The 17,884-nt window shown below is 66.7% G+C and carries 18 protein-coding genes, 1 tRNA gene and 1 pseudogene; 3 read left to right on the top strand and 17 right to left on the bottom strand.

All coding sequences use genetic code 11. The features are described from left to right. Nucleotides 1-11: 11 nt before the first annotated feature. The 10 genes from ACJ4V0_RS07395 to ACJ4V0_RS07440 form a co-directional block, all read right to left on the bottom strand. Nucleotides 12-812: an ABC transporter ATP-binding protein gene (locus ACJ4V0_RS07395; RefSeq protein ID WP_448298911.1), complete on the bottom strand. Its 801-nt coding sequence runs from the start codon at nt 810-812 to the stop codon at nt 12-14. 11 nt (nt 813-823) lie between these two features. Further along, nucleotides 824-1,738, bottom strand: coding sequence for a nitrate ABC transporter permease (ntrB, locus tag ACJ4V0_RS07400; RefSeq protein ID WP_448298912.1), 915 nt, complete (start codon nt 1,736-1,738; stop codon nt 824-826). A 70-nt stretch (nt 1,739-1,808) separates the two neighbouring features. Continuing rightward, nucleotides 1,809-3,134, bottom strand: coding sequence for a CmpA/NrtA family ABC transporter substrate-binding protein (locus tag ACJ4V0_RS07405; RefSeq protein WP_448298913.1), 1,326 nt, complete (start codon nt 3,132-3,134; stop codon nt 1,809-1,811). 405 nt (nt 3,135-3,539) lie between these two features. After that, nucleotides 3,540-4,697, bottom strand: a complete 1,158-nt coding sequence (locus ACJ4V0_RS07410; protein ID WP_448298914.1) for a CmpA/NrtA family ABC transporter substrate-binding protein — start codon at nt 4,695-4,697, stop codon at nt 3,540-3,542. Next, complete coding sequence (locus ACJ4V0_RS07415) at nt 4,694-5,296, bottom strand: ANTAR domain-containing response regulator (protein ID WP_448298915.1); 603 nt, start codon at nt 5,294-5,296, stop codon at nt 4,694-4,696. Before ACJ4V0_RS07415 ends, ACJ4V0_RS07410 begins: the two co-directional genes overlap by 4 nt. Nucleotides 5,297-5,370: 74 nt before the next feature. Next, nucleotides 5,371-6,123 carry an SDR family NAD(P)-dependent oxidoreductase gene (locus ACJ4V0_RS07420; RefSeq protein ID WP_448298916.1) on the bottom strand — a complete coding sequence of 251 codons (753 nt, stop codon included), beginning with the start codon at nt 6,121-6,123 and terminating at the stop codon, nt 5,371-5,373. Between the two features lie 39 nt (nt 6,124-6,162). Further along, complete coding sequence (gene tam, locus ACJ4V0_RS07425) at nt 6,163-6,936, bottom strand: trans-aconitate 2-methyltransferase (protein ID WP_448298917.1); 774 nt, start codon at nt 6,934-6,936, stop codon at nt 6,163-6,165. 72 nt (nt 6,937-7,008) lie between these two features. Further along, on the bottom strand, nt 7,009-8,118 hold the full coding sequence (locus ACJ4V0_RS07430) for a CobW family GTP-binding protein (RefSeq protein ID WP_448298918.1): 1,110 nt from the start codon (nt 8,116-8,118) through the stop codon (nt 7,009-7,011). Continuing rightward, entirely contained in the window at nt 8,108-9,025 is a 918-nt protein-coding gene (locus ACJ4V0_RS07435; RefSeq protein WP_448298919.1) for an EamA family transporter, read from the bottom strand. The genes ACJ4V0_RS07430 and ACJ4V0_RS07435 overlap by 11 nt, the downstream gene beginning before the upstream one ends. Continuing rightward, nucleotides 9,022-10,497: a D-alanyl-D-alanine carboxypeptidase family protein gene (locus tag ACJ4V0_RS07440; RefSeq protein WP_448298920.1), complete on the bottom strand. Its 1,476-nt coding sequence runs from the start codon at nt 10,495-10,497 to the stop codon at nt 9,022-9,024. Before ACJ4V0_RS07440 ends, ACJ4V0_RS07435 begins: the two co-directional genes overlap by 4 nt. A 277-nt stretch (nt 10,498-10,774) precedes the next feature. Between ACJ4V0_RS07440 and ACJ4V0_RS07445 the strand changes: the two genes are divergently transcribed. Next, nucleotides 10,775-11,941 (top strand): acetyl-CoA acetyltransferase, encoded by a 1,167-nt coding sequence (locus ACJ4V0_RS07445; protein ID WP_448298921.1) that lies wholly within the window; start codon nt 10,775-10,777, stop codon nt 11,939-11,941. A gap of 15 nt (nt 11,942-11,956) precedes the next feature. On the opposite strand, the gene mog is transcribed toward ACJ4V0_RS07445, so the two are convergent. From mog to rplU, 5 genes are all read right to left on the bottom strand, one after another. Further along, the gene (gene mog / locus ACJ4V0_RS07450; protein WP_448298922.1) at nt 11,957-12,496 is read right to left on the bottom strand and encodes a molybdopterin adenylyltransferase; all 540 of its coding nucleotides are present in this window, start codon (nt 12,494-12,496) and stop codon (nt 11,957-11,959) included. Further along, nucleotides 12,493-13,089 carry a GNAT family N-acetyltransferase gene (locus ACJ4V0_RS07455; RefSeq protein ID WP_448298923.1) on the bottom strand — a complete coding sequence of 199 codons (597 nt, stop codon included), beginning with the start codon at nt 13,087-13,089 and terminating at the stop codon, nt 12,493-12,495. Before ACJ4V0_RS07455 ends, mog begins: the two co-directional genes overlap by 4 nt. A gap of 93 nt (nt 13,090-13,182) precedes the next feature. Next, nucleotides 13,183-13,830 carry a GNAT family N-acetyltransferase gene (locus ACJ4V0_RS07460; protein ID WP_448298924.1) on the bottom strand — a complete coding sequence of 216 codons (648 nt, stop codon included), beginning with the start codon at nt 13,828-13,830 and terminating at the stop codon, nt 13,183-13,185. Between the two features lie 161 nt (nt 13,831-13,991). After that, nucleotides 13,992-14,261: a 50S ribosomal protein L27 gene (gene rpmA, locus ACJ4V0_RS07465; RefSeq protein ID WP_448298925.1), complete on the bottom strand. Its 270-nt coding sequence runs from the start codon at nt 14,259-14,261 to the stop codon at nt 13,992-13,994. Between the two features lie 70 nt (nt 14,262-14,331). Next, entirely contained in the window at nt 14,332-15,000 is a 669-nt protein-coding gene (gene rplU, locus ACJ4V0_RS07470) for a 50S ribosomal protein L21 (protein ID WP_448298926.1), read from the bottom strand. 389 nt (nt 15,001-15,389) lie between these two features. Between rplU and ACJ4V0_RS07475 the strand changes: the two genes are divergently transcribed. Next, nucleotides 15,390-15,479 (top strand) — tRNA-Ser (locus ACJ4V0_RS07475). Nucleotides 15,480-16,786: 1,307 nt separating this feature from the next. Here ACJ4V0_RS07475 and ACJ4V0_RS07480 read toward each other — a convergent pair. Further along, nucleotides 16,787-17,185 (bottom strand): hypothetical protein, encoded by a 399-nt coding sequence (locus ACJ4V0_RS07480; RefSeq protein WP_448298927.1) that lies wholly within the window; start codon nt 17,183-17,185, stop codon nt 16,787-16,789. Nucleotides 17,186-17,334: 149 nt separating this feature from the next. Here ACJ4V0_RS07480 and relB point away from each other — a divergent pair, with 149 nt between their 5' ends. After that, the gene (gene relB / locus ACJ4V0_RS07485) at nt 17,335-17,571 is read left to right on the top strand and encodes a type II toxin-antitoxin system RelB family anti-toxin (protein ID WP_448298928.1); all 237 of its coding nucleotides are present in this window, start codon (nt 17,335-17,337) and stop codon (nt 17,569-17,571) included. A gap of 147 nt (nt 17,572-17,718) precedes the next feature. Here the strand turns inward: relB and ACJ4V0_RS07490 are convergent. Continuing rightward, nucleotides 17,719-17,884: pseudogene (locus ACJ4V0_RS07490) on the bottom strand (IS3 family transposase); the annotation flags it as partial.

Below are 17,884 nucleotides of genomic sequence, written 5' to 3' on the forward strand. Positions count from 1 at the left end.
ATGGCGCCCCGTCAGGCGGCTTCGACGAAGGCGTGGCGCTCGTAGAGGAACTTCAGCACCGCCTCGCGCGCCTTGATGTAGGTGGTGTTGGTGACGAGTTCGAGCCGCTTGCGCGGCCGCGGCAGGGTGACGTCCAGAATCTCGCCGATGGTGGCGGAGGGCCCGTTGGTCATCATGATGATGCGATCGGACAGCAGCACAGCCTCGTCGACGTCATGGGTGATCATGATCATCGTGTTCTTCAGCGTGGCGTGGATCTGCATGACCGAGTCCTGCAGATGGGCGCGGGTGAGCGCGTCGAGGGCGCCGAAGGGCTCGTCGAGCAGCAGGATCTTCGGCTCCATGGCGAGAGCCCGGGCGATGCCGACGCGCTGCTTCATGCCGCCGGAGATCTCGGCGGGGCGGCGGTCCTTGGCATGGACCATATGGACGAGGTCGAGCTTGTGCATGGTCCATTCATGGCGCTCGGCCCGCGATTTTGCGCCACCGAACACCTTGTCCACGGCCATGCGGACGTTGTCGTAGACGGTGAGCCAGGGCAGCAGCGAGTGGTTCTGGAAGACCACGGCCCGGTCGGGGCCGGGCGCATTGACCTCCTTGTTCTCCAGCAGCACGCCGCCCGACGTCACCGGGGTGAGCCCGGCGATGATGTTGAGCAGGGTCGACTTGCCGCAGCCGGAATGGCCGATGATGGAGACGAACTCGCCCTTCTCGATGCCGACATTGATGCCGGCGAGGACGTTGTTGGAGGTGCCGCCGCGGGTGAAGGTCTTCTCGACGTCTTCGATCAGGAGATAGGGGACCTGTTTCATCGCGTCTGTCCTCAGTTCGCGGCCGTGCCGCGGGTGACGATGGTCGCGAGCGCCGCGATCAGCCGGTCGAGAACGAAACCGACGAGGCCGATGTAGACGAGGGCGATGATGATGTCGGAGAGCTTGGAGGAGTTCCACGCGTCCCAGATGAAGAAGCCGATGCCGACGCCGCCGGTGAGCATCTCGGCGGCCACGATGGCGAGCCAGGCGAGGCCGACGCCGATTCTCAGGCCCGTGAAGATGTAGGGCGCGGCGGAGGGCAGCATGATCTTCCAGAAGAACTCGAGCTGGTTCAGCCGCAGCACGGCGGCGACGTTGCGGTAGTCCTGCGGGATGTTGCGGATGCCGACCGAGGTGTTGATGAGGATCGGCCAGATCGCCGTGATGAAGATGACGAAGATGGCGCTCGGATTGGCGTCGCGGAAGGCGGCGAGCGAGATGGGCAGCCAGGCGAGCGGCGGCACGGTGCGCAGCACCTGAAAGATCGGATCGAGGCCGCGCATGGCCCAGGTCGACTGTCCGACGAGGGCGCCGACCGCGATGCCGACGATCGCGGCGAGGCCGAAACCGATGGCGACGCGCTGCAGCGAGGTGAGCACCCGCCAGCCGAGGCCGATGTCCTGGCTGCCGTTGACGAAGAAGGGATCGAGGATCAGGTCGCTGGCATCGCGCCAGACCTGGCTCGGCGAGGGCAGCGTCGCCCCGGCGCCGGAACAGAGGATCTCCCAAACCAGCATGATGAGGCCAAGCGTCAGGAGCGGCGGCACGACCGCCGTGGCGATGGCGGCGAGCTTGGGCGCCAGCCATTCCATGGGCGTCGTTCGGGCCTTCGGCGTCAGCGGAATCACCTCGGCCGTCGTGGCGACGGGCGCCGCGATCCCGGCTGCGGGGATCGCTTCGACGGCTCTCAATGCGGGTCGGGACATGAGCGCTCTCTCGTGGGAGGGACGGTGCCGCCCGGCGGGCCGGGCGGCTGTTCGGTCAGAATTGTGACAATCAGACCTGGGTGCGCTTGATCTTGAGGGCGCGCAGATAGGCCTGCGGGTCGGCGGGGTCGAACTTCACGCCATCGAAGAAGGTCTCGACGCCGCGTGAGTCGGAGGTCGGAACACCCGTGACGCCCAGGGTTTTCGCCGCGGCGAGCCAGAGATCGGACCGGTTGGTCTTGTCGACCAGCGCCTTGATGTCGGTGGTCGGCTCGAACTTGCCCCAGCGGATGTTCTCGGTGACGAACCAGGCATCGAGGCTCTTCCAGGGATAGGAGACCGCGCCGCCCTCGCCCCAGAACTTCATGCGAAGCGGCGAGTCCGAGACCTTGCGGCCGAGCCCGTAGTTGATGTTGCCCTTGAGGCGGCCGTTGATGTCGTTGACCGGTACGTTGAACCACTGGCGGCGGCCGACGATCTGCGCCAGCTCGTCCTTGTTCTCCAGCTTCTCGCACCACTGCTGGGCTTCCATCACGGCCATCAGGATGGCCTGGGTCGCCTTGGGGTTGGCGTCGACCCAGTCGGCGCGCATGCCGAGGATCTTTTCCGGATGCTTGAACCAGATCTCGCCGGTGGTGACCGCAGTGTAGCCGATGTTCTGGTTGACGAGCTGCTCGTTCCACGGCTCGCCGACGCAGAAGCAGTCCATGGTGCCGACCTTCATGTTTGCCACCATCTGAGGCGGCGGCACCACGATCACCTTGATGTCGCTGTCGGGGTCGATTCCGCCGGCGGCGAGCCAGTAGCGGATCCACAGGTCGTGGGTGCCTCCGGGGAAGGTCATGGCGGCGGTGAGGTCCTTGCCCTGCGCCTTCTTGCGCTCGAAGGCGGCCTTCAGCGGCGCGGCGTCCTTGCTGATGGCGAGGTCGCGATACTCGTTCGAGATCGAGATCGACTGGCCGTCCTCGTTGAGGTTGAGGAGCGTGTACATCGGCAGCGGCTGGCCGTTCTGCATCACCTTGCCGGTGGTGTAGAGGTGGGTCTTCGGCCGGAGGATGTGGCCGCCGTCGATGCCGTTGGCCTTGGTGCCGAGCGCCATGTTGTCGCGCGTCGCGCCCCAGGAGGCCTGCTTGGCGATGTCCATGTCGGGCACGCCGTGCTTGGCGTAGAAGCCCTTCTCCTTGGCGATGATGAGCGGCGCGGCGTCGGTGAGGGCGATGTAGCCGAGCTTGGTGCCCTTCACCTCGGGGCCCGCTCCTTGCGCGAAGGCGCCGCCGGGAAACGCGGCCCTGGCCGCCGAGAACAGCGCCGCCGTGGCGGCGGTCGACTTGAGGAAGCTGCGACGGTCGAGCCGGCGCGCGGAGATGAGGGACGTGTCCTGCAAGGTCTTTGTCATTCGTCAGGTCCCGGTTGCGGCGCATTGGCGCGGGTTGATCTCGGTCCTCGGTTCCGGACGCGGCGTGCCGCATCCGGCTGGCTTCCCCATGCTGCCCGGTTGGCTCCGGGCACAAAAAAACCGCCGACAAAGGTCCTGAAGCTGCCGGCCCTGGCTTGCGGGCGGCTCGTCGGACATTTGTCAGCGGCGTTGCTGATCGGCCCATCATTGGACCGGGGTCCGGCCATCACAGCCAAACCTTCGCCTTTACCCATTCAAGGGCCGTGCCAACTGGTCGAGGGTGATCGAAAGTGTTGTTTTTCAACGTTCCAGACTGTCGGCGAAGAGCACTGCGACGCCGTCCGCGGCTGAATCGACGCCAGATCGTCCGGCGCCTGCCACTTCATTGTGCAGCGCAAACGTGGCTCAGGCAGCCGACTTCGGCAGACCCCGGGCATCGAAGCGCGCCAGATAGCCGCCGAGATCGGCAGGATCGAAGGCGGGCTCCAGGATGCTTCCAACCGGATCGGGAGCCGGATCCGCGACGGCGCCGGGGACGGCGGCGTCGAACAGGTCGGTGCGGATCAGCGCCCCGATCTTGGCGCGCGCGGCCGGGTCGAAGCGCGTCTGGCCCCAGCGCACGATCTGGGCGTAGAGCCAGGCGTAGCGTCCGGCATCGGGCCGCGTCGCGCCAGGAACGTCGTAGCGGATGAAATCCGGGACGGCATGCGACGGTCCGCCGGGCGTGAAGATCAGCCGGCCCTCGATGGTGCGCAGCACGAGCGGGGCCGCGACGCTCAGATAGTGCGGCGCCGACAGGATGGCCGCCAGTTCGAGCGCATTGGCGGGGTCGGCGCACCAGGCGGCGCCCTTGACGGTGGCGGCGATGACGGCGCGCAGCGTCTCCGGGTCGGAGGTGGCGAGCGCGTCGCCGATAGCGAGTGTCTTCTCCGGGATGCGCGAGAACAGGGCCGAACTCGGCGCGAGGATGTGTCCGGCGCCGCGGTCCACGGCCACCGAGTTCCACGGCGATCCCACGCAGAACCCGTCGATCAGGCCCTTTTCCAGCGAGCCCGCCATCAGCGGCGGCGGGATGACGACGAGCTGGACGTCGCGGTCGGGATCGATGCCGCCGGCAGCCAGATAGGCGCGCAGGATGTAGTTGTGGGTCGAGAACGGAAAGGTGCTGGCGAAGACCGGCGGGTTCAGCCCGGCGCTCTCGCGCCGCTTGATCGCCGCGGCGATCAGCGGCAGCGCCGCCACCGGGTCCTCCGGCAGGCCGCCGAGCTCGCGGACGAAGGCCGTCGACAGGGTGATGGCATTGCCGTTCAGCGCCAGCGTCACCGGGGCGATCATCGGCACCTTCACATGGCCGATGCCGAGTGCGCTCGCCAGCGCCAGCGGGGTGAGCATGTGGGCGGCATCGAACAGGCCGATGGAGAGCTTGTCGCGGATATTCGCCCAGGAGACTTCGCGCACGAGATCGAAAGCGAGGCCTTCCGCCTCGGCGAAGCCGCGCTCGTGGGCGGCGATCAGCGGGGCTGCGTCGGTGAGCGGGATGAAGCCGATGGTGATTCGTTTCATCCCAGCATCTCCAGTCCGGTGACCACCGCCTGCGCGATCTCCCCCAGCTTTTTCTTCTCGTTCATGGCGCGGCGGCGGAGCTGGGCATAGGCCTCGTCCTCGGAAATGCCCTTGTGCTTCATCAGCAGGCCCTTGGCGCGCTCGACGACCTTGCGCTCCTCCAGCGCCGACTTGGCCTGGTCGAGCTCGCTCTGCAGCCGCGCATAGGCCTGGAAGCGGGCGACGCACATGTCGAGGATGGACTTCACCCGCTCTTTCTTCAGCCCGTCCACCACATAGGCCGAGACGCCGGCCTCGATCGCCTTGTTGATCATGCCGGTGTCGGACTGGTCGACGAACATGGCGACCGGGCGCTTCACCAGCCGGGAGACCTGGAAGAGCTGTTCGAGGACATCGCGCGAAGGGTTCTCGAGATCGATGACGACGACGTCGGGATCGGTCGCATAGAGGCGCGCGAGCAGGTTCGTCATCTCGTCGATGTGGACGATGCGGACATAGCCCGCATCGCGCAGCCCCTCCTCGATGATGGCCGCGCGCGAGCGGCTCTCGTCGACGATGGCGATGGTGAGACTGAGGTCGCTCAGGGGAGGCTCCGTCATGACGTCGCCGTGATGTTGCACCGCACAAGGACGCGCCGCAAGGGCCGGCCGGGATCGGCCCGCGGCGCCATGGTTCAGTACACCGCGCGGCCGCCGGAGATGTCGAAGACGGCGCCGGTGGAGAAGGCGCAGTCCTCCGACGACAGCCAGGCGATCATGGCGGCGGCCTCCTCGACCTGCAGAAAGCGGTTCATCGGGATCTTCGACAGCATGAAGTCGATGTGCTCCTGCTTCATCTGGTCGAAGATTTCGGTCTTCGCCGCCGCGGGCGTGATGCAGTTGACGAGGATGCCGGAGGTGGCGAGTTCCTTGGCGAGCGACTTGGTCAGACCGATGAGGCCGGCCTTCGAGGCCGAATAGTGCGAGGCGTTGGGGTTGCCCTCCTTGCCGGCGATGGAGGCGATGTTGACGATGCGGCCGTAGCCGCTCTTCAGCATGACCGGCACGACGGACCGGCAGGTCAGGAACGGACCGACGAGGTTGACGTCGACCACGCGCCTCCAGACCTCGGGCGACAGTTCCCAGGTCTTGCCGTTGCCGCCGGTGATGCCGGCATTGTTGACGAGGATGGCGATGCCGCCATGGGCCGCAACCGTCGCGTCGGTGGCGGCCTGGACCGATGCCTCGTCGGTGAGTTCCACCGCGTGGGTGGTGACCTTGCCCTGCCCTGCCAGCCTTGCCGCCGCCTCCTGCAGCTTTGCGACATCGACGTCCCAGATCGCGACGGAGGCTCCCGAGGCGAGCATGCGCTCGGCGGCGGCATAGCCGATGCCGCGGGCGCCGCCGGTGATGACAGCGGTGCGGCCGGCGAGGTCGATGCGGTTCATGGGTGTTTCCTCAGGTCTTCTTGTGTTGGGCAGGCGATGTCAGCGCGTGGCGACGATGAACAGGCGGGGAAAGGCGAGCAGCACCCTGCCCTCCGGATCGACCGGATAATGAGGGGCGAGCGCCGCACGATAGGCGGCGAGGAAGCCCTCCCGCTCGGCCGGATCAAGGGGGCCGAGATAACTGCGCAGGCGCGAGCCCTTGAACCACTCGACGATACCGTCGATGCCGTCGAGCGGGTGGTGATAGACCGTGCGCCAGACATCGACCCGGGCGGCCGAGGGCTTCAACAGCCGGTAGTAGGCCGTGGCCGTGCCGATCGGCGTATGGGCATCCTCGGCATTGCCGAGCTTTACCGCCCATGGCCCCTGCCGCGCAGCCTCGCGCATGGCGACATGGCTCGGCTCATCGAGATTGTCCGGCATCTGGATGGCGAGGCTGCCACCCTCCGGGAGAAGCCCCAGAAGGCGCGGCAGGATCGTCTCGTGACCCGGCACCCACTGGAGGACGGCATTGGAATAGATGATGTCGACAGGGGCGGCGGGATCGGGCCGCCATGTCGTGAGGTCGGCCACCTCGAAGGTGATGCCGCGCAGGCGGGCACGGGCATTCGTCACCATGTCGGGCGAGGAATCGAGGCCGAGGATCTCGGCCTTGGGGAAGGTCTGGAGCAGCAGCTCGGTCGTGTTGCCGGGTCCGCAGCCGAGATCGACCACGCGGCGCGGCTCGCGGGTCGGCACCGCCGCCAGCAGGTCGCGCGCGGGGCGCGTGCGCTCGTCCTCGAACTTCACATACTGCTTCGCCGACCAGTCCATGGGCCTCGCCTCCGCCGGCAGTCGATCATCCGCCGCGCCCATGGGCAAGAGCGCCGAGGCGGGATCGTGCCGTCAGAGACGCATGCCCGGAATGGCGAGGGGATTGTCGGTCAGGGCGGCCTGGTCCGGCTGGTCGGCGCGGGCGATGCCGAGAAAGGCGTCATGAAGGGCGCGGATCACCGCCGGGTCCATGTCCTTGAGGATGAAGACGAGGCGGGTGCGCGCGTCGCCGTCCGGCCAGGAATCGAGCACCGTCGTCGGGTGGAAGACATGCTGGGCACCATGCACAACCACCGGACGGTCGGGGAACTCGGCGATCTTCACCACGCCCTTCACGCGCAGCAGGTGCGGCCCGTGGGCGCCGCGCAGAAGATCCATGAACATGTCGAAGGACGCCGACCCCATGGCCCGGTCGCTGGTCAGCGCGAAGGCCCGGATGCCGTCGTCGTGGGCGTGGGCGCCATCCGAGCCGGCAAGCGCCTCCTCGTTCAGCCAGCGGGCGACGTCGGGGGCCTTGGTGACGGGATCGAGCAGTCCGGCGGCGAGCACGGCGGCCGGCGTCGCCTCGCCCTTCGCGGCGTCGAGACGGATGGCGCCGGGCGCGAGCTGGTCGAGCCGGGCGAGCAGACGCGCATGGGCCTCGCGCCTGTCATCGTCGGTGAGGAGATCGCTCTTCGTCAGCACGATACGGTCGGCCACTGCCGCCTGCCGCACCGCCTCCGGGTGGGCGTCGAGGGTCGCCAGGCCGTTCACCGCGTCGACGACGGTGATGACCGCATCGAGGCGGTAGCGCAGGGCGAGATAGGGGTGTGCCATCAGCGTGTGGATGACGGGGATCGGGTCGGCGAGGCCGGTGGTCTCGATGATGACCCGGCTGAAGGGCGCGACGCGGCCATTGTCGAGGGCGCGCAACAGGTCCTCAAGGGCGGCCACGAGGTCGCCGCGCACGGTGCAGCAGACGCAGCCCGAGGACAGCATGACGATGCCCTCCTCGACGGTGCGGACGAGCAGGTGGTCGAGCCCGATCTCGCCGAACTCGTTGATCAGGACGGCGGTGTCCTTCATGCCGTCGTCGGCCAGCAGCCGGTTGAGCAGCGTCGTCTTGCCGGCCCCGAGGAAGCCCGTCAGCACGGTGACGGGTATCGGTGGCCCAGGGCGGCGGGGAGGGGCTTCAGCGGGCATCTGAGGGCCGTTGGAGAGGCATTGGCGGGGCGGGCTCGCCCCTCAGTTCGGCGAGCGAGGTGGCGATGAGGGCGGCGAGGACGAGCAGGCTCCCCGTCATCTGGGCGATGGTGAGCGTTTCGCCAAGGATCACCCCGGCGAAAACGATGGCCACGACCGGCTCGAGGCAGAAGATGAGGCCGATCAGGGCGGCCGGTGCGCGCCGCGCCGCCACCATCTGCAGGGCAAAGCCCACCAGATAGCCGGTGACCGTCACGCTGCAGGCGAACCAGGCCATCGCGATGGCGCTCCAGCCGATGCCGCCGAGCGCGAAGGCGAAGACGCCGGCGATCGGCATGATGACGACGTGAGCCCAGAACATCAGGACCGGCAGGCTCAGCGTGCGTCCGGCGCGGGCGGCGGCGAAGAACTGCCAGGCGGCCAGGGTGCTGGCGAGAGCGGCGAGCGCCAGGCCGCGGATGTCGATGTCGCCGAGGCGCGGGCCGATGGCGATGGCAAGGCCCGCAAAGGCGAGGGCGAAGACAGCGAAGCGCTGCGGGGTGAAGCGGCCACCCTCGACGAAGGGGCTGGCGATGAGGATGAGCAGCGGAAAGGTGTAGAACAGGACCGCGGCGATGCCGATGGGCACGAAGGACACGGCGAAGAAATAGGCGAGGCCGACGCCGGCCGAGGCGATGCCGAGGGCGATCACGGCGGGGCGGGCCGATGGAGCCACGGCCAGCGTCCGCCCGCGCAGGGTCACGATCACCGCGACGGCGCCAAGCATCAGGAAGACGCGCAGGAAGACGAGGTCGGCGGCGGAGACGCCCTGCTGCGTCGCCATGCGGGCGTAGACGATGTTGATGCCATAGGCCGTCGCAGAGGCGAGAGCGGCTGCGATTCCGATGCCGACCGGGGAGAGGGTCACCTGCGCGGGCGCTGGCGTTGCTGGCGCGTCGTCGTCTGGCGCGCCGGTGTCGCGGCGGCGGCGCGGGCGGGGCGCGGCGCGGGAGCTGCCGTCGGGCCTGCGCCGCGCGGCGGGGCGGAGGCCGGCCGTTCGGGGGGAAGCGCACCCTGAAGGGACAACGGGGCGCCGATGGCGCCATGACGGGCGGCCGTCACAGGGGCAGCGGCCGGGGCCGCGCCGCGCTGGATGGCGCCCGGTGCCGACGGAGCTGCGACGGTGGGGGTGGTCGCAACGGGCGCGGAGGCCGGCAGGGTCACAGCGGTCGAACTCGCGGCTGCCAGGGCGGGCGCCGGCGTTGCGGCCGGGCCGGCGCCGCCGATGAAGACCGGGACGGGGTCCATGGTGGGGCGGTAGGGGCCGAGATGCGAGACCACCGCGCCGGGCATGGCGGAAAAGACGCTGGTCTGGCGGCCGCCGGAGCGGCCCTGACGCTGCTGGGAGGCGGCCATCATCTGGGCATAGGTCAGGTTGCCCGGATCGGTGACCGACGCGACAGGCTCATTGTCGAGTTCCTCGCCGGCATCGATATAGACCGGACCGCCGCGGCCGCGCCGGCGGCAGGCCTGGTCGCGGATGTTGGGCGGGCCCGACGAGAGATCGTTGGCGATGCCGCTGAGGCCGACGCCGGAGCCGCCCGAGACGAAATTCCGCTCGAACAGGCCGGCCGCCGTTTCCGCGCGTCCGCGGGCCGATGTCGCACCGAGCACGACGACGATGAGCTTGCGGCCGCCGCGGGTGGCGGTCGCCACCACGTTGAAGCCGGAGGCGCAGGTGAAGCCGGTCTTGAAGCCGTCGGCGCCCTGGTAGCGGCCGATCAAGTGGTTCGGATTGCGCATGACGCGGTTGCCGTAGCGGATCGCCGGCATGCGCCAGAGCAGGGAGTGCTCGGGAAACTCGCGCATCATCGCATAGGCGAGCAGCGCCATGTCGCGGGCCGTGGTCTGCTGGCCGGCGCCCGGCAGGCCGTTCGGATTGATGAAGCGCGTGCCGCTCATGCCGAGGCGGCGGGCCTCGGCGTTCATCATGGCGGCGAAGTTCTCGACCGAACCGCCGAGCCCCTCGGCGATGGTCACCGACACGTCATTGGCCGACTTGACCATGATGATCTTAAGGGCGTTGTCGAGCGTCACCACCGTGCCCGGGCGGAAGCCCATCTTGGACGGCGCGGAACGGGCGGCGCGCTGCGAGACGACGAGGCCGGAATTCATCGTGGCGCGGCCGGCGCGCACCTGACGGAGCGCCACATAGGTCGTCATCATCTTGGTCAGCGAGGCCGGAAGCCAGGGCGTACCGGCGCGATCCGACTGCAGCACCTGCCCGGTCGCGGCATCGACGACGATGGTGGGACCCACCTGCTGGGCGGTGGCGGCGGAAGCGCCGGCGAAGAACGCAAGGGCGCCGGCAAGAACAGGGATGCTGATCCGCAAGAGCATGAGCCTTTTGGGAATGTCGCCGCGACCTCGGCCCTGTTTACCTGCTTCGGGCGTCTTTCGCCAAGGGCGAAGACGAAAACCTCGCAGAAGCAGGCCGGCGCGGGCCGTCTGAGGGTGGATATGTCGTGCCGAAGAACAACCTCAACGCGGCCAAAGCATGGCGGCTGCCGCCGTCATGCCGCGGCCGGGACCTGCCATGCGCCGGACGGAGGATGGCGAAACGCTCCCTCTCCGCCTAAAGTGTAACGACACTTCATCACTCCCGGGGAACGCCTCCATGACCGCCTGCATCGTCGGCTGGGCCCACACGGCCTTCGGAAAGCTCGAGACCGAGACCGTCGAGAGCCTGATCATCCGTGTCGCCAACGAGGCGCTCGACAATGCCGGCATCGGGCCGGACGACGTCGACGAGATCCTGCTGGGGCACTTCAACGCCGGCTTCTCGCCACAGGACTTCACCGCCTCCCTGGTGCTGCAGGCCGATCCGCGCCTGCGCTTCAAGCCGGCGACGCGCGTCGAGAACGCCTGCGCCACCGGGTCGGCGGCCGTGCATCAGGCGGTGCGCGCGGTGAAGGCGGGCGACGCCCGCGTGGTCCTCGTGGTCGGCGTCGAGCAGATGACGCGGACGCCGGGTCCGGAGATCGGCAAGAACCTGCTCAAGGCCTCCTACCTGCCCGAGGACGGCGACACGCCGGGTGGCTTCGCCGGCGTCTTCGGCAAGATCGCCCACAATTACTTCCAGCGCTGGGGCGACCAGTCCGACGCGCTCGCCATGATCGCCGCGAAGAACCACAAGAACGGCGTCGACAACCCCTATGCGCAGATGCGCAAGGATTTCGGCTACGAGTTCTGCCGCACCGAGAGCGAGAAGAACCCCTTCGTCGCCGGGCCGCTCAAGCGCACCGACTGCTCGCTGGTCTCGGACGGCGCGGCGGCGCTCGTCATCACCGACACGGCGACGGCGCTCAGGATGAAGAAGGCGGTGGCGTTCCGCGGCCATGCCCATGTGCAGGACTTCCTGCCCATGTCGAAGCGCGACATCCTGAAGTTCGAGGGCTGCACCAAGGCCTGGGGCAAGGCGCTGGCGGAAGCCGGGATCACTCTCTCCGACCTCTCCTTCGTCGAGACGCACGACTGCTTCACGGTCGCCGAGCTGATCGAGTACGAGGCGATGGGGCTCACCCCCGAGGGCCAGGGCGCGCGCGCCATCCTTGAGGGCTGGACGCAGAAGGATGGCAAGCTGCCGGTGAACCCGTCGGGCGGCCTCAAGGCCAAGGGCCATCCGATCGGCGCCACGGGCGTGTCGATGCACGTGCTCTCGTCGATGCAGCTGACGGGTGAGGCCGGCGGCATCCAGGTGAAGGATGCGAAGCTCGGCGGCATCTTCAACATGGGCGGTGCGGCGGTGGCCAACTACGTCAGCGTGCTGGAGCGGCTGCGCTGAGGCGACGCTCCGTCCTCACGCCCCCTTCGGCCTGAAAGCGATGCAGTGGGCCGGGTTGGTCTCCAGCCGCGGCCCATCGATGAGGTCGATGCAGTAGGGGATGGCCGGCATCACCGCGTCGAGGCATTCGCGGATCGACGAGGGCTTGCCGGGCAGGTTGACGATGAGCGACCGGCCGCGGATACCGGCGGTCTGGCGCGACAGGATGGCGGTGGGCACGACCTTGAGGCTCACCTGCCGCATCAGTTCGCCGAAGCCCGGCATCATCTTCTGACACACCGCCTCGGTCGCCTCCGGCGTGACGTCGCGGATCGCCGGACCGGTGCCGCCCGTCGTCAGGATCAGCGGGCACATCTCGCGGTCGGCGAGTTCGATCAGCGCCGCCTCGATGGCCGCGCGCTCGTCGGGGATGACGCGTGCGACCGGGTGCCAGGGCGAGGCGAGAAGATCGGTCAGCGCCGCGACGATGCCCGGGCCGCCCTTGTCCTCGTAGAGGCCGCGGCTGGCGCGGTCCGAGACGGTGACGACGCCGATGGGAGTGGAGATAGAACTCATCGGGCTTCCTTAGACCGGCCCGACCTGCCGCTCAACGCCTCGTAGCCCTGGCGTGTCAGTTCCATGTCGATCTGGGTGACGGTTCCGCCACGGGCCGCGCTGGTGCGCGGCGCCGTGCCTGTCCGCACGAAACCGGCCTTCTCGTGCACCCTGAGGGAGGCGGGGTTGTCCTCGAAGGCCCCGGCCTTCAGTACGGAGACGGCCGGATCGCGGAAGGCGAGGCCCGCCATGGCGACGACCGCCTCCGTGGCGAAGCCGCGGCCCCAATAGGGCTTGCCGAACCACCAGCCGATGGTCGCCGCTGCGCCCTCGTGAGTGAAGGTGATCATGCCGATGGCAGCATGCGGCTCGCGCAGGCGGGCGACGGCGAGGGCGAGCGAACCGCCGGCGGGATTGGCCGCCAGCACGTCGCCGATGAAGGCCGAGGCATGGGCCTCGCTATACGGATGGGGCACCGCGACCAGCATGCGGGCGACGTCGAGGTCGCCGGCATAGAGGGCGATCCGCGACACGTCGGCGAAGGTTGGCTGGCGCAGCACCAGCCGCCGCGTTTCGAGCGGCGCGGCGGAAAGCCACGGCGAAGGGGAGGTCATGTTGCAAACGATATCACGGCGCAGGCACTGTCATGTCAGTCTCCGGAGAGGGTCCGCCGGAGCGCGGCGGACCCCCGTTGATGAGGCAAGTCCTCAGGCGAGCGAGCCGATCACCACCTTGGGCGCCGAGCGCCTGAGGATCGGGTCGCGCCAGGCCTTGAGGCTCGCCCAGAGCGTGCGGTCGAGGCGGAACTTGTCGACCGGGACGGAGCTTGCGAGCAGCCGCGAGCGGGTGAGGCCGGCGCCGATCCACTGGAAGCCGCACTTCTCGATGACCCGCCGCGAGGCCGGATTGACGACGCGGGCGCGGGCCGCGACCGCCTCGGCGCCGCGATCCGTGAACAGGTGGTCGACGACGGCGCGGGCCGCCTCCGTCGCATAGCCGCAGCCCCAATGGGCCGTGCCGAGCCAGTAACCGATTTCCGGATCGCCGAGCTCAGGCATCACGAAGCCCGTCGCGCCGACTGGCGCGCCGTTGGTCTTGAGGGTGATGAGAAAGGGATGGTCCTGGGAGGTCCAGGCGTCGGCGATCCAGTTCTCCGCGTCCTTTGCCGCATAGGGGTGCGGAAGATTGGCCGTCATTTCGGCAACCCGTCGATCGTTGGCCATCGCCACGACCGCCGGGACGTCCTCGAAACGCGGCACACGGAGAACCAGCCGCTCCGTCTCGAGGACGGGCATACAGCTCTCCAGCAGTTCGCCGCCGCTGCGGCCTTCCAGTTCGGTTTCGACGCACGTCATGGCAGGTTCCTTCCCTCGCCGGTATGCGGGCCCGGAACCATTTCCAGGACCGAAAGAAAAAGGGGCGCCGGCTGTCTCGCCGGGCGCCCCTTGATCCACGATCCTCGATCAGCGGAGCGGCCTGGCGAACTCGCCGGCGGCTCCGATGTCGGTGCCGCCAGCTACTCTGCGGCGGCAATCATCGGAACAACCGACACGTAGGTACGGTTATTCGCTTTCGTTCGGAATTCTACGCGGCCGTCGACGGTCGCGAAGAGCGTGTGGTCCTTGCCAAGCCCGACATTGGTTCCGGGATGGAACTTCGTTCCGCGCTGGCGCACGAGGATGTTGCCGGAGACAACAGCCTGGCCGCCGAAGCGCTTCACGCCGAGACGCTGTGCATTCGAATCGCGACCGTTCCGAGACGAGCCGCCTGCTTTTTTGTGAGCCATGAGGAGCTCCCGATTCCGTTATGTCTTATAAGACGTCTGATTCACGAAGATGGCAACAGCAGGACGCTGCTTACCAGTCCTCACCGGATTTCTGCTCGGCCTGATCGGCCTTGGCGCGCGGCGGCTTCCCCGCCAGCAGCTCCTTGGCCTGCTCGACCCATTCCTCGCGCTTGGCGCGGCCGCGGAGCGCGAGCTCCTTGTCCGTCGCCTCGAGGTCGGCCTCGGTCCAGGAAGCGATCTGCTCCCAGGAGGTGATGCCGGCAGCGCGCAGCTTCTTCTCGATCGTCGGGCCGATGCCGGCGATCAGCGACAGGTTGGACGTGTCCATGCTGCCTGCGACCGGCACGGCGGCGATGCCCTGCGGCGTCGCGTCGGCGGCGGGAGCGGCGGCCTTCTTCGGGGCGGCGGCCTTGGAGGGCTTGGCGCCGTCGACGAGGATTTCGGAGATGCGGACGATCGTCAGGTCCTGACGATGGCCCTTCTTGCGCTTGGAATTCTGGCGGCGGCGCTTGCGGAAGGAGATCGTCTTCGGGCCGCGGGCCTGACGCACGATCTCTGCCGCGACCGAGGCGCCGGCCACGAAGGGCGCGCCCACGGTGACGCCGGCATCGCCGCCGACCATGAGAACCTCGGGGAACACCACCACGTCGCCGGCTTCGGCTTCGAGCTTCTCGATCGTGATCGTGTCGGCGGCGGCAACCTTGTACTGCTTGCCGCCAGTCTTGATGACTGCGTACATCGTCTGGGTCCTTGTCTCGACGGGCCTTGGCGCGACCCCGCGAGGGGCTGGCCGGCCGTCTTCTTGTTTGGTCTTGCCGCCCCCGAAAGAGGCGGTTGGTTCAGGGTCCGGACGATCCGATGCCCGCATGACACGCGCAGCCTGAAGGTCCAGGAGGCGGCTCAATGATGGAAACGGCCGCCGGAGTCAAGGAAAACCCTGCAACTCCGGGGCTTTTTCTGGCGCGTCGCCACGATCTCCGCCTTGCCGCTCTCCCCCGGCTCCCGGCTGCATCGCCGCAATTCTCCGCCGCCGGCCAAAGCTGTGCTTGAATGCGCCGTCCCGTTCCGCTATGTCGCGCTTCGCTTCAACAGCTGGCGATGGCTCTTGTCCATCGCCCATGCGACCGCGGAGAGGTGGCTGAGTGGTTGAAAGCACCGCACTCGAAATGCGGCATACGGGCAACCGTATCGGGGGTTCGAATCCCTCCCTCTCCGCCATTTACTCGCCTATCTTATTGATATCGCAGTTAAACCCGTTTCGGCCCCAGTAACACCCATACGACTACCCATATTTGAATGGGCATCGCACTGGGTTGCTGGATGTTGGTTTCGGAAGCCCATCAGCTGATTTTAGAAACTTTCCTTGCGAACGTCACCGCACTCTTAGGCTTATCAGGAGCTTAGCCCCCCTGACGATGCGTGATTCTGACAGGCCGGCTTCTGACGAAGCGAAACTTCGGCGCATGGCTCAACGAAGGGATTGGCTCATTCTCGAAACGATGGGATCAAAGTGCGCTTTGAGCGATATCGGATAGAGAAGTTCGAAGCAGCTTATCGACTGCGACAACTCCCTGCCGACGCATTTCCGATAGAAAATCACCTCGCCGTTGACGCCAGAGGAGATGGCGTAGCGCGACTGATCTACGCGATAGGTTTGGCGGGCGCATTCGCTGCCAGGACACATGGCATCGTAAATCGTGCGACCTGCGGGAGGGTGCGGCAAGCCGTAAACCGCGAACTCAGTGCCGTTCTCTAGCGGAACTGAGCGAATGCCTGTCGGCTGACGGTTACCAGAACCGGGCCGCCCATCAGTCAGATCAACGAATCCGTCGGCTACTAGGAACCTTGGATACTCGACCGACGCGCCGTAGCGAGCATTGGTGAACCGTGACCATGAGCCGATGTCGGCGTACGGTGTGCTCGGCCGCGTGGTGGGGATCGGTGAATGATCGGCAGGTCTGGCCGAACGTTCGCCCGACACTGCTGCGCCTGCGGTACAACGCAGCAACGCTCGATGATACTCCTGCCCATCCTGCTGTGTCGTTGTTAGACGAATGCTGGATCGGCCGGTGACCGTGATGCGAACGCGGTGCGGCCGAGTGTTCTCATCAACTTGGCAAATCTGTCGCAACTGCCAACCATTCGAAGTGCGCCTCCGGTCCGTCATGCGGCAGCTAGTTTCATACTCGCTGACTCCTGATCGGGTGATGGTCACTATCGAATCGGAGTCGTCGCCACATGCCGCTTCCGAGGGCGCCCAACGTCCTTGCAGTGTGGTCCAATCTGATGTCACAGGTGCTTGTGCCATCGACGCTGAACTACCAAGTAGTGTCGCAACGAACATCATGCCGACGACTGCTAGTTGCATTTAATGCCTCACGCATAGTTGGTTCGCGATGCTGGCATCACCGTAGAAGAAACGCAACAGTTTGCTTTGAAACACCCGGGTGCGGGCGCTTGCAATCTTTTAGAGTAAGGAGAGACGTTCGGCAGCTCACCGGTCTCTGGGCTCCCGTAACACGCTGTCAAAACGTCCAAAGAGTGACTTCAAGCCAGAGACGCGACTTGGCCTGATCCATCCACTTGAGGGCGAAATGAACCTCGCCGCTGCCGCCGTTGGTGAAGACTTTGGCCTGGCAGAAGCGAATGTCCTTGTTCGGGTCGGTCGCTTGGGCCGGGATGTAGTCATTGATGGTGCCGATCTCCGACAGCTTGAGGCCGGTTTGTAATGCTCGCGGCGATTTATCGATCGCGTCGCGCAGCAGATCGCGGGAAACACGACTGTCACACTGGGGCATCTGCCCCGCGACAATACCAGCTCCCAGGCTGGGCAGAAGACCTGCTGAGTATGCAAAGGCGCCAACGAGCGCGCCCACTATAGCGATGCCGGCGATCGCCAATCGGGTACCGGTATTGTCAGCCATTCTATCTCCCTGCTCCTGCTCCTGATTCGGAAACGGCCACAGGAAGCTGCTGGAGAGCTAATCACATTAACGACAATTATTTCAACGTATGAGGTGAAAAAATCACCTAATTGTGGCGGCAGGCAGCTATGCTGTCGTTGGTGATCTTCATGATCACCCCGCGTCAGATACGAGCAGCTCGCGCCCTTCTAGGATGGTCGCAGCAGGAGCTTGCGGATAGGGCGATAGTGTCGCTCAACGCGATAACCCGCTTGGAAAAGGGGCGTGTCGACTCTCGGATCAGCACACTGCAGGCTGTAGAGAACGCGTTGGTCAAAGCGGGGGTCGAATTTCTGTCTGCGAGTCACAAGGGAGAAGGCGTGAGGCTGTCCAGTCCCCTAGCGTAGGGGCGTACTTTCCACAAAGAGTCGTTCTTGGGATCAAAAAGAACGTCATCGTGACCGAGTCCTAGGCTCGCGATGGATGAATAAGTGAGATCTGGTCGAAGTACTTTGAACCGCTCTGGGTTTGCCGGAGGGCAGATTGCTTGAGTCCTACGCGGCCATTTTGAGGTTCTCAAGGGCTGCATAGTAGTTGGCTTCCGCCTCAGCGGGCGGGATGTTGCCGATCGGCTCCAGCAGGCGCTGGTGGTTGAACCAATCGACCCACTCGAGGGTCTTGTATTCGACGGCCTCGAAGGATTTCCACGGCCCGAGCCGA

It is taken from the genome of Phreatobacter aquiterrae, assembly GCF_053471285.1.